This is a genomic window from Providencia rettgeri (assembly GCF_041075285.1).
Lineage (GTDB): Bacteria > Pseudomonadota > Gammaproteobacteria > Enterobacterales > Enterobacteriaceae > Providencia > Providencia rettgeri_G.
Genome location: NZ_CP163512.1, coordinates 3305851 through 3321495, shown reverse-complemented (window position 1 = coordinate 3321495; position 15645 = coordinate 3305851). Strand labels below are relative to the sequence as shown.

General features: G+C 43.5%; 13 protein-coding genes, 4 tRNA genes and 1 pseudogene. 13 read left to right on the top strand and 5 right to left on the bottom strand.

Annotated features, from left to right (window positions below; translation table 11 throughout):
• Positions 1-2: 2 nt before the first annotated feature.
• From rfbA to AB6N04_RS15100, 12 genes are all read left to right on the top strand, one after another.
• Positions 3-884 (top strand): glucose-1-phosphate thymidylyltransferase RfbA, encoded by an 882-nt coding sequence (rfbA, locus tag AB6N04_RS15155; protein WP_369309102.1) that lies wholly within the window; start codon positions 3-5, stop codon positions 882-884.
• Positions 862-1602, top strand: a complete 741-nt coding sequence (gene rffC / locus AB6N04_RS15150; RefSeq protein ID WP_369309101.1) for a dTDP-4-amino-4,6-dideoxy-D-galactose acyltransferase — start codon at positions 862-864, stop codon at positions 1600-1602. The genes rfbA and rffC overlap by 23 nt, the downstream gene beginning before the upstream one ends.
• Positions 1589-2719 carry a dTDP-4-amino-4,6-dideoxygalactose transaminase gene (gene rffA / locus AB6N04_RS15145; RefSeq protein WP_369309100.1) on the top strand — a complete coding sequence of 377 codons (1131 nt, stop codon included), beginning with the start codon at positions 1589-1591 and terminating at the stop codon, positions 2717-2719. The genes rffC and rffA overlap by 14 nt, the downstream gene beginning before the upstream one ends.
• Positions 2719-3969, top strand: coding sequence for a lipid III flippase WzxE (wzxE, locus tag AB6N04_RS15140; protein ID WP_369309099.1), 1251 nt, complete (start codon positions 2719-2721; stop codon positions 3967-3969). The genes rffA and wzxE overlap by 1 nt, the downstream gene beginning before the upstream one ends.
• Positions 3966-5048 (top strand): TDP-N-acetylfucosamine:lipid II N-acetylfucosaminyltransferase, encoded by a 1083-nt coding sequence (locus AB6N04_RS15135; RefSeq protein ID WP_369309098.1) that lies wholly within the window; start codon positions 3966-3968, stop codon positions 5046-5048. The genes wzxE and AB6N04_RS15135 overlap by 4 nt, the downstream gene beginning before the upstream one ends.
• Positions 5045-6400 (top strand): ECA oligosaccharide polymerase, encoded by a 1356-nt coding sequence (gene wzyE, locus AB6N04_RS15130; RefSeq protein WP_369309097.1) that lies wholly within the window; start codon positions 5045-5047, stop codon positions 6398-6400. The genes AB6N04_RS15135 and wzyE overlap by 4 nt, the downstream gene beginning before the upstream one ends.
• A gap of 9 nt (positions 6401-6409) precedes the next feature.
• Positions 6410-7162 (top strand): lipopolysaccharide N-acetylmannosaminouronosyltransferase, encoded by a 753-nt coding sequence (gene wecG / locus AB6N04_RS15125; protein WP_369309096.1) that lies wholly within the window; start codon positions 6410-6412, stop codon positions 7160-7162.
• Between the two features lie 322 nt (positions 7163-7484).
• Positions 7485-8861, top strand: a complete 1377-nt coding sequence (locus AB6N04_RS15120; RefSeq protein ID WP_369309095.1) for an amino acid permease — start codon at positions 7485-7487, stop codon at positions 8859-8861.
• A gap of 167 nt (positions 8862-9028) precedes the next feature.
• A tRNA-Arg gene (locus tag AB6N04_RS15115) sits at positions 9029-9105 on the top strand.
• Between the two features lie 79 nt (positions 9106-9184).
• Positions 9185-9260: transfer RNA gene (locus AB6N04_RS15110), tRNA-His, on the top strand.
• Positions 9261-9276: 16 nt separating this feature from the next.
• Positions 9277-9362: transfer RNA gene (locus AB6N04_RS15105), tRNA-Leu, on the top strand.
• Positions 9363-9392: 30 nt separating this feature from the next.
• Positions 9393-9469 (top strand) — tRNA-Pro (locus AB6N04_RS15100).
• 748 nt (positions 9470-10217) lie between these two features.
• Here AB6N04_RS15100 and AB6N04_RS15095 read toward each other — a convergent pair.
• Complete coding sequence (locus tag AB6N04_RS15095) at positions 10218-10445, bottom strand: hypothetical protein (RefSeq protein WP_369309094.1); 228 nt, start codon at positions 10443-10445, stop codon at positions 10218-10220.
• A gap of 349 nt (positions 10446-10794) precedes the next feature.
• Between AB6N04_RS15095 and AB6N04_RS15090 the strand changes: the two are divergent.
• Positions 10795-10943: pseudogene (locus AB6N04_RS15090) on the top strand (IS200/IS605 family transposase); the annotation flags it as partial.
• Positions 10944-11153: 210 nt separating this feature from the next.
• On the opposite strand, the gene hemY reads toward AB6N04_RS15090, so the two are convergent.
• Genes hemY through hemC form a run of 4 tightly spaced genes read right to left on the bottom strand, consistent with a single transcriptional unit; the run spans position 11154 to position 15294 of the window.
• Positions 11154-12347, bottom strand: coding sequence for a protoheme IX biogenesis protein HemY (gene hemY, locus AB6N04_RS15085; RefSeq protein ID WP_369312140.1), 1194 nt, complete (start codon positions 12345-12347; stop codon positions 11154-11156).
• Positions 12348-12349: 2 nt separating this feature from the next.
• The gene (gene hemX, locus AB6N04_RS15080; protein ID WP_369309093.1) at positions 12350-13594 is read right to left on the bottom strand and encodes a uroporphyrinogen-III C-methyltransferase; all 1245 of its coding nucleotides are present in this window, start codon (positions 13592-13594) and stop codon (positions 12350-12352) included.
• A gap of 3 nt (positions 13595-13597) precedes the next feature.
• Positions 13598-14353, bottom strand: a complete 756-nt coding sequence (locus tag AB6N04_RS15075; protein WP_369309092.1) for a uroporphyrinogen-III synthase — start codon at positions 14351-14353, stop codon at positions 13598-13600.
• Positions 14350-15294 carry a hydroxymethylbilane synthase gene (hemC, locus tag AB6N04_RS15070; RefSeq protein ID WP_369309091.1) on the bottom strand — a complete coding sequence of 315 codons (945 nt, stop codon included), beginning with the start codon at positions 15292-15294 and terminating at the stop codon, positions 14350-14352. Before hemC ends, AB6N04_RS15075 begins: the two co-directional genes overlap by 4 nt.
• Between the last annotated feature and the right edge of the window lie 351 nt (positions 15295-15645).

Here is a 15645-nt window from a genome sequence, read left to right as displayed (position 1 = left end):
CCATGAAAGGTATTATTTTAGCTGGGGGATCGGGAACACGTTTGCACCCAATCACCCGTGGTATTTCTAAACAATTATTGCCTATCTACGATAAGCCAATGATTTATTATCCGCTTTCAGTCTTAATGTTAGCGGGTATTCGGGAAATTTTAATTATTTCGACTCCCGATGATTTGCCGATGTTTAAACGCTTATTGGGTGATGGGCATGAGTTTGGTATTGAACTGAGCTATGCAGAGCAGCCATCACCCGATGGTTTAGCGCAAGCCTTTATTATTGGTGAAGAATTCATCAATGGGGATAGTTGTTGCTTAGTGTTAGGGGACAACATCTTTTTTGGCCATTCGTTTAGCCCGAAGTTGAAATCGGTAGCAGGGCGTTCTCATGGGGCAACGGTATTTGGTTACCAAGTCATGGATCCAGAGCGTTTTGGCGTGGTGGAATTTGATGATAATTTTAAAGTGTTATCCATAGAAGAAAAACCGGCAAAACCGAAGTCAAACTGGGCGGTAACTGGGTTATATTTCTATGACTCTCAAGTGGTTGAGTTTGCAAAACAGGTTAAGCCATCTGAACGCGGTGAGTTAGAAATTACCTCTATCAATCAAATGTATTTAGAACGCGGGCAGCTAAATGTTGAGTTGCTTGGCCGTGGTTTTGCTTGGTTGGATACGGGGACTCACGACAGCTTGATTGAAGCAGGTACATTTGTACAAACTGTTGAAAAACGCCAAGGTTTTAAAGTTGCATGCTTGGAAGAAATCGCATGGCGTAATGGTTGGCTAACCGATGAACAAGTCGCAGTATCTGCGCAGCAACTGAAAAAAACCGGTTATGGGCAATATTTAGAGGATTTACTTCGTGTCCGTCCGCGCCAGTATTGATAGCTTGCAGTGGGAGAGCAATTTTTTTCATCGCTCAACCGCAAAATTAAATTTTTCGGGGGATAACCGAGAAACTGTCCTTGCTTATCAAATGGATGCGTACGATATCGTCCAAGCTAAAGTCGCAGCGTCTGAGACGCTGTTGATTGATGACTTAGCGAGTATGGGGTTTTCATTTGTTGAGGGTGAAATTGATTTTGCACTGACTATTGGCACAGAAAATGCTTATCTAAAGGCAGGTTTAACGGCGGTAGACAGCATCGTTGCGGCGCAAGTGGCTGACGTCCCTTTACTGCAACAAGCTGCTGCATCTGTCTTTAGTAACAGCCGTTTTCGTGCCCCTTGGTATCGTGAAGGGGATAGCGGACGGTTTTACGCTTTGTGGATAGAAAAAGCTGTGCTTGGTACGTTTGACCATACTTGTTTATTAGTCAAAGACGCGGCTGGTCGCATTTTAGGCTTTGTGAGTTTGCGTCATATTGATGATGCTACTGCACGCATCGGGTTATTAGCAAAAATGCCTGATGCACAAGGGCGAGGAGTGGGTCGCAAATTGATGTCAGCGGCATTCGACTGGTGTGTGCAACACCAAAAAAGACAGTTAAATGTTGCCACCCAAATCAGTAATGTTGCGGCATTAAATCTTTATTCACGTAGCGGTGCGGCGATTGCTAGTACCGCCTATTGGTTATACAGGGGACAACATGATTCCATTTAATAAACCACCCGTTGTAGGCACTGAATTAGAGTATATGAGACAAGCCATGGAAAGTGGCAAACTGTGTGGTGACGGTGGCTTCACAAAGCGTTGTGAAGAGTGGATGGAAAAGCGTTTTAATTGCCCAAAAGTGCAGTTAACGCCATCTTGCACTGCATCATTAGAAATGGCGGCGATCTTGATTGACATTAAGCCAGGCGATGAAGTGATTATGCCGAGCTTCACTTTCGTATCAACTTCAAACGCATTTGTTTTGCGCGGTGCGAAAATTGTGTTTGTGGATATCCGTCCAGACACCATGAATATTGATGAAACAAAAATCGAAGCGGCTATCACAGAACGCACGCGTGCGATTGTGCCGGTTCATTACGCAGGTGTTGCCTGTGAAATGGATACCATCATGGCTATCGCCAAAAAACATGATTTATTCGTTATTGAAGATGCAGCACAAGGGGTTATGTCAACTTACAAAGGCAAAGCCTTAGGGACAATCGGCCACATTGGTTGCTACAGTTTCCATGAAACCAAAAACTACTCATCTGGTGGGGAAGGTGGTGCGACTTTAATCAATGATAAAGATTTAATCAGCCGTGCAGAAGTGATCCGTGAGAAAGGGACAAACCGCAGTCAGTTTTTCCGTGGGCAAGTGGATAAATACACATGGCGCGATATCGGTTCAAGCTATCTGTTATCTGACTTACAAGCGGCTTATCTGTGGGCGCAGCTTGAAGAAGCCGATAAAATTAACGAACGCCGCTTACTGCTGTGGAAACGTTATTACCAAGCGTTGCAACCGCTGGTGAATGCAGGTCGTTTAGTGTTGGCCACTGTGCCTGAAGGGTTGGTTCATAATGCTCATATGTTCTACATCAAATTGAAAGATGTGGAAGAGCGTACGGAATTCAATGAGTTTATGAAATCCCACGGTGTTTTAACCGTGTTCCACTATGTTGCGCTGCATACTAGCCCTGCGGGACTAGAGTTTGGTCGCTTCCATGGTGAAGACAAGTACACCACGAAAGAAAGTGATCGTCTGGTGCGTTTGCCAATGTTCTACAATATGACTGATGCAGAGCAGCAAACGGTTATCGAGCACATTAAGGCGTTCTTTGCCTAATGTCGTTAGCTAAAGCATCCGTTTGGACAGCTGGGTCTACCCTGATTAAGATCGGGGCAGGCCTGCTGATTGTTAAATTACTGGCAATTGCATTTGGACCGAGCGGTGTCGGGTTGGCAGGGAATTTTCGCCAATTGATTACGGTGCTTGGTGTTTTGTCTGGTGCGGGTATTTTCAATGGTGTCACAAAATATGTGGCAGAGCACCATCAAGACCCTGTTAAGCTTCGTGCCGTTTTAGGTACATCGTCAACGCTAATCTTAGGTTTTTCAACGTTATTAGCCGTTATTTTCTTGCTATTTAGCGGCGCTATCAGTCAATTATTATTTGATAGTCCCGACTATACCTCTGTGATTTATGCCGTCGCATTTATTCAGATGGGGATCGCATACGCAAACTACTTTTTGGCGATTTTAAAAGGCTATCGAGACGCATCAGGTAACGCTCAAGCTATCATTTTGGGTAGCGTAGTGGGTGTGGTTGCTTATTATTTGTGCTATATCTTAGGGGGATATGAGGGGGCGCTTGCCGGATTAGCCCTAGTGCCAGCTTTAGTTGTCCTGCCTGCGGGGTTAATGATCGTTCGGCGCAAACAGTTTTCACTGTCAATGCTAAAACCCACATGGGATAAAGCCATTGCAACGCACTTGGGGAAATTTACCATCATGGCGTTGTTAACCTCAGTGACGTTACCTGTCGCTTATATCATGATGCGAAATCTACTCGCGGAGCGTTATAGCTGGGATGATGTGGGATTATGGGCAGGGGTGAGTACGATTTCAGATGCCTATTTGCAGTTTATTACCGCATCATTTTCAGTATATTTACTGCCAACACTTTCGCGTTTACAGCATAAAAGTGAGATTTCATCGGAAATTATCAAAGCGTTGAAATTTGTTTTACCGGCTGTCGCGGTTGCCAGTTTTATGGTGTGGTTATTGCGTGATTTTGCAATTTGGCTGTTATTCTCTGAAAAATTCACAGGGATGCGAGACCTTTTTGCTTGGCAATTGGTGGGAGATGTATTGAAAGTTGGCGCATATGTGTTCGGTTATTTGGTGATAGCGAAAGCCGCATTGCGTTTTTATGTTCTGACAGAAGTCAGCCAATTTGTGTTGCTGATGGGGTTTGCTCACTGGCTGATCCCTGAGCATGGTGCGCTTGGTGCAACACAGGCCTATATGGCCACTTATATTGTATACTTTACTTTATGTTGTTGCGTATTCTTGATTTACCGTAGGCGAGCATGACAACCTTAATACATGTACTGGGATCGAATCTCCCGCATCATAATCAGACAGTTTTAACGTTTTTTAACAACGTTATTAGCCAAGAAATGGCACCATCGCAAAAACCACATTTTATGGTCGTCAGCGATGATGTGGATCTTGCTGACGCATATCCTCAGCTCGAAATTGACGTTTTTGAAAATAAAAAATCGATAGCAAAAAGCGTGATCCAGCGTGCAAAAGCCGAACGTCGCACTCGTTTTTTCTTTCATGGACAATTTAATGCCCCGATCTGGCTGGCACTGTTATTCGGTCAAATTAAGCCCCACCAATTTTGGTGGCATATTTGGGGTGCAGATCTATACGAAGAATCCACTTCGCTGAAATTTAAGCTATTTTATGTTTTACGCCGTTTAGCACAAAAAAAGGTTGGGCATGTTTGTGCGACACGTGGGGATTTATGTTATTTCCATCAGTCGACCCCCAAAGTACCGGCTTCGGTACTGTACTTCCCGACACGGATGGATCCTGCGTTAACAATAAGCGAACGTAAGCCACGTGAAGGCGAGCAATTGACCATCCTGCTCGGTAACTCAGGGGATCGTTCTAATCGCCATGTAGAGGCGCTGAGCGCGATTAAACAGCAGTTTGGTGATAAAGCTCGTGTGATTATCCCAATGGGTTATCCTGCGAATAACCAAGTTTATATTCAGCAAGTGGAAGACGCGGCAAACAGTGAATTTGCGGCGGGGCAGGTGGAGATCCTCAAAGAACGGATGGAATTCAGTGAGTATCTTAACTTGTTAAAGACTTGCGATCTTGGCTATTTTATTTTTAATCGTCAGCAAGGTGTTGGAACCGTCTGTTTGTTGATTCAATTCGGCATTCCGTTTGTAATCAGTCGTCAAAACACGTTTTGGCAGGACTTAACGGCGCAAAATGTTCCGGTGTTTTTCTATGGTGATGAACTGACGCCGCCGCTGGTGGATGAAGCACAGCGCCAAATGGCCTTACTGGATAAAAGCCATATTGAATTTTTCGCGCCAAACTTTACTGAGGGTTGGAAAGCCATTCTCAGTGTTGCGGAGGGGCAAGCATGACGCTAACGCAGTTAGGTGGCTTAGCGTTGGTCTACCTGATATCAATCCTCTTTATCGGCATCTTGCTGTATAAAGAATTTTTACGTGTGCGTTTTAACTTCAACATTTTCTTTTCAATGTTGTATTTATTGACGTTTTACTTCGGTTTCCCACTGACCTGCGCCTTGGTGTTCCAATTTGATGTTGCGGTTGTGACAGCAGATTATCTCCTCTATGCGCAACTTGCAGCGACCAGTTTTTATGCCATCTATTATGTTGCCTATAAAACACGGTTATCACGTAAAGTGGATACTTCACGACGAGCGTTATTTAGCATGAATAAAGTCGAAACTAATCTGACTTGTATGCTATTAATATTTGTCGCGGTAGTGACGGTAGGGATCTTCTTTATGCAAAACGGTTTTTTACTGTTTAAGCTAAAATCCTACAGCCAAATTTTCTCTAGTCAGGTTTCAGGGGTCGCATTGAAGCGGTTCTTCTACTTTTTTATCCCTGCAATGTTGATTGTTTATTTCTTACGACCTACGCAAAAACGCTGGATTTTCTTCCTTGTCAGCACGGTGGCTTTTGGCTTTTTAACTTATGTTATCGTGGGCGGAACACGGGCAAATATTATCATCGCCTTCGCACTATTTTTGTTTATCGGAATTGTTCGAGGCTGGATAACGTTATGGATGTTGGCTGCGGCAGGCGTCGCCAGCATTGTCGGGATGTTCTGGCTTGCATTGAAGCGTTATGGGCTAGATGTGAGTGGTGCGGAAGCCTATTATACCTTCCTATACTTGACTCGAGATACGTTCTCGCCATGGGAAAACCTTGCCTTATTGCTCAGCCATTATGATCAGATGGATTTCCAAGGGCTCGCTCCAATTATTCGTGATTTTTATGTATTTATTCCATCATGGGTATGGCCAGAACGACCAGATACTGTATTGAATTCAGCGAACTATTTTACATGGGAAGTCCTTAATAATCACTCAGGGTTAGCCATTTCGCCGACGTTGATCGGCTCATTAGTGGTGATGGGCGGGGTTATTTTTATTCCGCTCGGCGCGATTGCTGTAGGCTTAATTATTAAGTGGTTTGACTGGATCTATGGCATGAGTTTGCAAGAACCAAACCGCTATAAAGCTGCGATTATGCAGGCGTTTTGCTTCGGGGCGATTTTCAATATTATCGTGCTAGCACGTGAAGGGGTTGACTCTTTTGTCTCGCGAGTCGTCTTTTTCTGCTTAATTTTCGGGCTGTGCTTGGTCTTGGCAAAATTACTGTATTGGTTATTTGAAAGTGCGGGGCTTATCCGTACAAAAACAGCTTCTTTTTTAAGAAGCCAACAGCGTGAAAGTCGTTAAGGAAGCATTATGGAACCGTCATCAACTCAATCTTCATCTGTTCCTCAGTATTCAATTCGTGGCCATAATATATGGGGTTTTAGGGATATGGCTCACTTTTTGGATTATTTGTTTGCGGGTGACGAGACCAAGACAGGTACTTTAGTCGCGATTAATGCGGAAAAAGTGATGATCGCGGAAAAAGATACCGCGCTAAATACCTTATTGGGGCAGGCAGAGTATCTGTATGCCGATGGGATCAGTATTGTGCGTGCTATCCGACGTAAATACCCAGACGCTAAGGTTTCTCGTGTTGCTGGGGCGGATTTATGGGAAGGACTGATGGAAAGAGCAGGGCGTGAAGGTACGCCAGTGTTCTTGGTCGGTGGCAAGCCTGAAATCCTCGAGCAAACCGAAAATAAACTACGCGCACAATGGAATGTGAATATTGTGGGTTCACAAAATGGCTATTTTACCGTGGAAGAACGCAGTGCACTGTTTGAACGAATTCATGCAAGTGGTGCAAAAATTGTTACGGTCGCAATGGGGTCACCGAAGCAAGAAATTTTTATGCGAGACTGTCGTGTTGTACACCCAGATGCGCTCTATATGGGCGTTGGTGGGACTTACGACGTCTTTACAGGCCATGTGAAGCGAGCCCCGAAAGTGTGGCAAAACTTGGGCTTAGAGTGGTTGTATCGTTTATTATCACAGCCTTCGCGTATTACTCGTCAGTTTAAGTTATTGAAGTTTTTAGGCTACTACTACGGTGGGAAGTTGTAAATTTACACCCCAGCGATTACCGATTGATAAAGCGGGATAAAGGTGAACTTTTCCCGCTTTATTGTTTGTTGGTTTCTCACATTATTTACGTCTTCATTTAATTGCATAATCCCTCATTTGCGTATTTGCTGGTCTCTTTGTTCAAATATTCCTATAATTCATCAAAAATAAATGCAGATCATGGTTTTTTTCTCTAATTTGAGTTTATGACGTGTTTTTCAGTCGGATAGCCGACTTTTTTTAAAAAATTACAGTGATTACGACTAATTTCGTTCCAATTAATGCTGTGATTTAACGATGATAATTAATGACAGGGGTATTTATGGGGAATCCACAGCAGGGACTTCAGCGTGGGCTTGAAGCACGGCATATTGAGCTTATTGCGCTTGGTGGAACAATTGGTGTTGGTTTATTTATGGGATCAGCCAGTACGCTGAAATGGGCAGGGCCATCGGTACTTTTGGCCTATATCATTGCGGGTATTTTTGTTTTCTTCATTATGCGCTCCATGGGGGAAATGCTGTTTCTTGAGCCTGTAACGGGCTCGTTTGCTTCTTTTGGCTATAAGTATCTGAGCCCATTTTGGGGCTGCCTTACCGCATGGGGATATTGGTTTATGTGGGTGGCGGTCGGTATTTCGGAGATCACTGCAATTGGCGTCTATGCGGAGTATTGGTTCCCTGATGTGCCTCAGTGGGTATTTGCCATTATCGCAGTACTATTAGTCGCACTGGCAAACCTTGCCGCAGTACGCTTGTATGGTGAATTAGAGTTTTGGTTCGCTATGATCAAAGTGACAACCATCGTGGTTATGATCCTGATTGGTTTAGGGCTAATCTTTTTCGGTCTTGGTAATCACTTTGAGCCAATAGGGCTCGCGAATCTGACAGAACATGGTGGATTTTTTGCGGGGGGCTGGAAAGGCTTCTTATTTGCGCTGTGTATTGTTGTCGCTTCCTATCAAGGCGTTGAGTTAGTTGGGATCACCGCAGGTGAAGCGAAAAATCCGCAAGTGACATTGAAAAAGGCCATTAATAATATTTTATGGCGTATTTTGATTTTCTATGTGGGCGCGATTTTTATTGTTGTCACTTTATTTCCTTGGACAGAGGTAGGGCAGCAAGGTAGCCCGTTTGTATTAACCTTTGCGAAAGTGGGTATTGTTTCTGCAGCAGCAGTGATCAACTTTGTCGTGCTCACTGCGGCACTATCTGGATGTAATAGTGGCATGTACAGTGGCGGTCGCATGCTGTACGCATTAGCACAAAATAAGCAGTTGCCGAGCGGGTTATTAAAGCTCACTAAAAATGGTGTTCCTGCACGTTGTGTTGGTTTTACTATACTGTGTCTCGTTGCAGGCTCGAGCTTGAATTACATTATCCCGAATCCAGAAAAAGTCTTTGTGTATGTGTACAGCGCAAGTGTTTTGCCTGGGATGGTGCCTTGGTTAGTGTTACTGACTAGCCAAATTCGTTTTCGCCAACAAAATAAAGAAAAATTAGTTGGTCACCCATTTAAATCAATTTTATTTCCGTGGATCAATTACGCCACATTGTTATTCTTAGCCTGTGTATTAGTGGGAATGGCGATAAATCCCGATACACGGATGTCATTAATTGTTGGCGCTCTCTTTTTAGGTGCGGTTTCTCTGCTTTATTTTCTGATTCAGGGGGTAAATCGGGGGATTAAAAATGCATAGGCAAGATATTTTCTGACCGATTAAATACAGGTCGAGTAGAAAAGAGGGCAAAAGTGCTCTCTTTCTCGACGAAATGGATAAAAGGCAAGCAATCGATATTTTTATTGCAAAAAGGACTAGACAGCGGGTAGATAAATCCGTACTATCCTCTCCCGCAACGGCGTTAAGCGCCCGTAGCTCAGCTGGATAGAGCGCTGCCCTCCGGAGGCAGAGGTCTCAGGTTCGAATCCTGTCGGGCGCACCAGTTTTAGCACGTCGCTACGGTTGGCAAAATGACGTTGTATGTAGTATGATAGCAACGCTTTGAAAAAAGTGAAGTTATGGTGGCTATAGCTCAGTTGGTAGAGCCCTGGATTGTGATTCCAGTTGTCGTGGGTTCGAGTCCCATTAGCCACCCCATTTTTTTTGTGACATTGCGAGGGTGGCGGAATTGGTAGACGCGCTAGCTTCAGGTGTTAGTGTCCTTCGGACGTGGGGGTTCAAGTCCCCCCTTTCGCACCACGAAAAAAATTGATGTAAAGCTATATATTTCGGCGAGTAGCGCAGCTTGGTAGCGCAACTGGTTTGGGACCAGTGGGTCGGAGGTTCGAATCCTCTCTCGCCGACCAATTTAAAGAACCCTGCTTAATTGCGGGGTTTTTGCTTTTTAGCGGTATTGAATATTTTTTAATATTGCTCACTCAGTTTATCTGTTCACTATTTTTAAATCCCCTCGTTTTTCCTTTTCAGGCTCATGATGTTCATTAAATTGTCCATATTAAGCATCATTATTTAACGCATTGTTTTTTATATAAAAAATAAGTGTCGTGATTTTTATACAAACGCATATTTTCATGTCGCCAAAAGGAGACATTTTACTTGTTGATTTATAAGGATAAATTTATAACTGTGTTAAGGTGTCTCTATATTGAGACAGCAAAATGCACCTTAATGTCTGTGAAAGGCTATGTAAATTGTGGTGGGCGAACAGTTGGATTTTTTAGATACGAATTAACCTGAAAAACCGAGGCAGTACGGATAATTAAGGTGCGTGATAGAAAAAAAATAGATTTTAGTAAAGTTGGCACGCATCCTGCATTATTAAATACGTAGATGCTCATCTCACCTCTTATGATAGCAATGCTTCATAAACCTAGAGATGACGCAAAGCCGATTATCGGTGCCTATTGTCCAACTTAGATGATTAAGAGCTCATCCTCTTACCATCAACGAACGGGCGAAACGTTGAGTGAGGCACCATCCGTCTGTAGACCTGATTGTATTTTACACCTGCCTAGTGCAGGTGTTTTTTTTTGCATTTTTCATGGTAATTGCCTCTTACTGACGTGAATAAGAGGCTGAAATTAAGTAAGAAGACTAGTTTTTGCCTTTGCTAAACCATTTACTGAACCAGCGAGTGATATAGGTATAGCAAAGAATAATAAATGTAATAATGAAAATATCTTTACTGAGGTCTTCAGTATTAAAACCAATGATCATGATAAAAACAAAAGGGGATAAAACTAACAGCAGCAAGTCAAAAAAGATTTGCAAACGGTTTGGTGTCGCGATAATCCAGCGCCAAATAGCTTTAATTGCATTCATATAGATTTCCCAAATTGATTCAAAACAAAAATGCATATAGTGTTTTATACACTATGTGTTTGGTTTATGACATAGCTGTGTCTGTTTTGTTTGCAATGCGTCATTTTGTCTTTTTTGGGGAAGAAATTTTTTTATCCCTTATACCGATAATAATACTTACTTTATCTTTTTCTGATATGAATTAGGCAATAAAGCGAGGTGGAACAGCAATTTTCCGAGTGTTTATCGGGGCACTGCATTTGCGGATTGGCAAAAGGCTAAAGGACGTAGATCCCTACTACATTCAGAGCAAGCTGAGATCATTTCGGTGAGTTTCTTTTTTAGCAGCCGCTCTAACTGTATCTTCCTGATGCACGTCTATTTAGGCTTTGTCACACTATACAGACGTAAAATAATTGATCAGGATGCGATCGAAAAACAACGTGGTGACTTTTCCTGTGTCTGTACGATTTTGATGTTGAACGGGTAGAAATAGAGGGTGAAAATGCTCAGGTTCACTGACTAATTATTTACCTACCCAAAATGGTGATATTTAATCGGGTTAACTGCCTTAAAGAGGGATAGCCAATTGTTTCGGTGCTGATCGCACGGATATTATGCAACGTTACGATGACAATGGGGGCGCTGGATACTAAGTTTTTTGTAGGGAGTTGTGGTGACGCGTCTAATAAAAATGCCACACTCTGTGGCATTTTTATTAGGGAATGGTTAAGTACGTTCTTGTTTCAATGAATGGGTTAAAGCCTCTTGGCGGATCTTGGCGGCCTCGTTTGGTTTATGCAGCTTATCGTAGGTATCTGCCAGCCATGAAGCATCTTGAACATCAAAGCGTTGTGCTAAAGCTGCTTTGAAGTAAGCTTCTGCTTTTTCCCACTGGGCATTATGTAACGATAAAATACCTAATGTACTGTTTAATAAAGGTGTTGCACCATTTTGTTTTTGCAAATGTAATAACGTTTTTTCAATGGCTTCTGGGTGATCGCTGTTAATTTTGGGCACTAACAGGAGTAAGCGCTCATCGTACTGTTGCTTTAACCCATCAATAATCATTTTTTCTGCACTTTTGGTGTCACCACATTCAATGAGATGCTCGGCTAAGAAAGCCTGAAGAGCAGTTTCATGACGAACACGGCGAGGTTGTGATTTCCACCAATCTTTAAGACCATTGCTTCCACCTTCAGCCATACATTGGTTCATTAACCCTTTGTAAGCTTTCAGTTTTAATGCATCAAGCTCGTCTTCGCTGTGGAACTGTATCTTGGCCATGACGGGGAGTAACTCAATCAGTGCTTGATAAGCCCCTGAACGCAAATAAGCTTGTTCCGCGAGACGTAAAACTTCTGGATGCCTTGGGGCTTTATCAATTAGCTTATCAATACCATTACGTGCAGCATGGACTTCACCTTCAGCTAATTGAATGCGCACTCGGCAAATATCAACAGGAAGTTGGTCGCTGCCAGCAGCTTCAGCAGCACGGTCTAAATATTGATGAGTACGATACTCATCACCGCGTTGCTGCGCCGCTTCAGCCGCCATTAAATAGTTAATGACAGGTTGTTGAGAAAAATCGGCGTGCTTACTCATCAGCTTTTCAACTTGCTCAAAATCACCTTCAGCTAATTTCAGCAATGCTTTTTGGGTCTGAGTATGCGCTTTATGGTATTTACGTCCGCTAACCCATCCTTTTGTCCGTGAAGTTGTACTGATAAAACGGCGATAACACCAGCCAAGGAATAGCAGAACAAATTGCAACAAAATAAAAGCTAAAACTAAGCTGGTAACACTGGTGGTAATATCGTAGTTATCTGTACGAATAAAGACATAGCCTTGATGACCAGCCAGTAGCGGCCCTAAGATCACACCTGCAATCAGAACCAGAAACAGGATTAATACCTTAATCATCATTACCCCCTATTGCCAGCAGGCTCAGCGGATCCAAAAGGGTGCTCTGTATCCGAAGTTTGCGCATCAGCGGCAGGAACGGCATCCTCGGCAGCTTTTGTCGCTTCAACGGCGGCATCCACTGCACCATCAGTGGCGTTGTTCGTTTCGGATTGTGACAGCATGCTGCGAACGCGAGTTTGCATTAACTTTTCCAGTTTTTCTTGGCTTTCAAGCGCATCTGGCATTTCTATATCAATCGGTTGATTGATGAGCTCATCAATGGTTGATAGAAAGGCTTTGGTGGCAGGTGCTTCCGTATCAAAATAGGCTCTTACCCATGTAGAAGCTTGCTCTAATGACTGCTTATAGGTTTCTTCTTGATAACGAGGAACCGCTTGAGCTGCGATTAAAAGCTGTGAACGGATATTTTCGCGCAGATAAATATCTTGATTTGGTGCTAACAGTGGTGCTTCAGAACCATCACGTGCTCGGACGGTAATAAAGTCGTTGGTAAAACTCTTCCAACTGCGTAACAGGTTTTGTTTCCAATCGGAAATATCGTCACTCACATCATTATTGCTGTCATCGGTAGCATCACCGCTGTTTAAATCGGCGAGGCGTAAGTTATCGACCTCATTACTGAGCTGATTTAACCGTAAAATAATACCGTCATAGTCAATTTGGTTAATCGCCGCCAATTTTGCCATGTCATTATTGATAGATTTACGAATATCAAATAGGCTCGGGTCGTTCATCTCGGCTAAGCTAGAGTCTGCGCTTTTTAGCAAAACAGCCGCAGTAATGGGATCATGGTCATTCCACAATTTGCGGCCAGCCATTTTTACCATGAAATCGGCTTGAGCGATTAGCCAGCTTTTGACATCTGCACTCGACAGCGCAGTGACATGGGCTTGCAGCTCTTGCATACGGCGGTTTAATCTATCTTCATACTCCACTGAATGGCTTTTGATGTCTTTATTCGCGGCAATCAGGGCATCAATGCGCTGCCTATCTGAGTTTTGTTGTTCGATTAAATCACTGAGCTGCTGTTTTAGTTCATTGTTTTCATTAACTAATTTAGCATTGCTTTGTTGGGTGAAATAATAGAGGCCACCCCCAATGGCGATGATAACCGCAATAGCAATAATTCCGCCTACGAGACCAGAACGTTTTTGTTCCGAAGAAGGTTTGGAACCACGGCGATCAGTTGATTTTTCGTCTGTTTCTGGGGTCACCGTCTCGGTTGTTTTATCGTGTTCCGTCATAAATTAGCATCCCATGTCGGTTGAGATTAATGCTTCAACTAAAGCATTATTATCTGCGCTATTCGCTACACAGACCTTCTGCCAGCCACTTTGGCGAGCAAGATCTGCAATCCGTTCACTGACAACAAGCAGGCGGCGGGAAAACCACCATACCCGATACTCATCGGTGATTAATTCTTCAAGTAAGGCTAACATTTGGCCACTGGTGATCACGACATCAGTAATATCGGTTTGCACCCATTTCTGATTAAATTGCTTTTTGTCGTAGTTCACCGGTCGCCTTGCATAACATTCGCAATAATCAACGTGGGCACCACGTAAGCGTAATGTGGATGCGAGAAGTTCTCGCCCACCATTCCCTCTCAATAAAAGGCAGCGTTTGCCCTCTAAGAATTGGAGCTCAGGAAGGGTCAGAAGCACTTCACTGGTTTCTCCTTGTTCAGCCCAACGTGCTATTTTGCCCGTTATCTGCTGAAAATATTGACCAGTAGAGCGGCCAATCCCGTAGTAAGATAGCTTATCAGACCAGCTACGGCCCATTTGTTCAAGCGTTAAATTTGCGTACTCAACTGCATTTTTCGACAAAAGAAAGACCAAATCGTTCCTTTCTAAGGCATCTAGCCGAGCCGCTAAGGTATTGAGCTCGGCACCCGGCCCAATACTGATTAAAGGAGAAGCGTAAGCTTGTCCACCTATTGAGGTAATTGCCGTTATCAGCTCTGAACCTGAGGGCTCAGGGCGTGTGACAAGGACTCTCATGCAGGTGGGTTTCCTTTATAGACTTCAGCTAAAATTTCTCTCGCGCCTTGTGCGAGTAACTCCTCAGCGAGTGAAATACCCGCTTGGCTAGCCTCTTGTGGTGCGATAAGGCGTTCACCGCGAATAATCACACTACCGTCTGGCGCACCAACGAGGGCGCGTAACCAAATTTTATTATTTTGCCAAATTGCATAGCTGCCGATAGGCACTTGGCATCCGCCTTCTAAACGCATATTCATTGCACGCTCTGCAAGCACACAAATTGAAGTAACATCATCATTCAGTGCGGTCAGTAACTCACGAGTAACAGTATCATCTAATCGGCATTCAATACCGACAGCGCCTTGTCCAACAGCCGGTAAGCATTGCTCCGGCTCAAGCGGAGTGCGGATACGCTCTTCCAGCCCTAAACGTTTTAAACCCGCAACAGCGAGGATGATCGCATCGTATTCGCCGTTATCGAGTTTTGATAAGCGAGTCCCCACATTACCACGTAGATCACGAATAATGAGATCAGGGCGAAGCTCTCTGAGCTGGCACTGGCGGCGCAAACTTGATGTGCCAACGATGCTGCCTTTGGGTAACGCGTCAATATTGTCGTACTGATTAGACACAAATGCATCGCGGGGATCTTCGCGTTCACAGATAGTCACTAACCCTAGCCCTTCAGGAAATTCTACGGGGACGTCTTTCATTGAATGAACGGCAATATCCGCACGTCCTTCTAATAGCGCAAGCTCCAGTTCTTTGACAAATAACCCTTTTCCACCAACTTTGGCGAGCGGGGTGTCAAGAATAATGTCACCCTTTGTTACCATAGGGACCAGTTCAACCTGTAAACCGGGGTGAAGCAGCTCTAATTTATCTTTGACAAAATGCGCTTGCCATAGGGCGAGGGGACTTTTACGCGTTGCAATACGCACGATATGTGTTGATGTCATTTTGCTGTTTTCTCTGGCAAAAATTGCCGTGTATTAACCATACAATTGGCATTAGTTTTAACATGTTAAGGATTTTTTTTCCAGTTGGGCACAAAATAGCCATCTAGATTATTTGTAATAGGTTTATATTTATGACCATGATGTAGGAAAGTGATTCAAAAGATGATGACCTAAGATAGCAATTTGATTATTTCTTTAGCTAATCGTGCTATTCACATTGTGAGTAAAGGTTGAGATTGCCTAAATTTGTGTTGAAGCGTGCAAGCACAGGCGCTGTGCGTATTGTACTTAATATCTTTTTGAATTGTTGTTTTAATAAACAATTTATGTGAGTGATATTATTCCATTGAA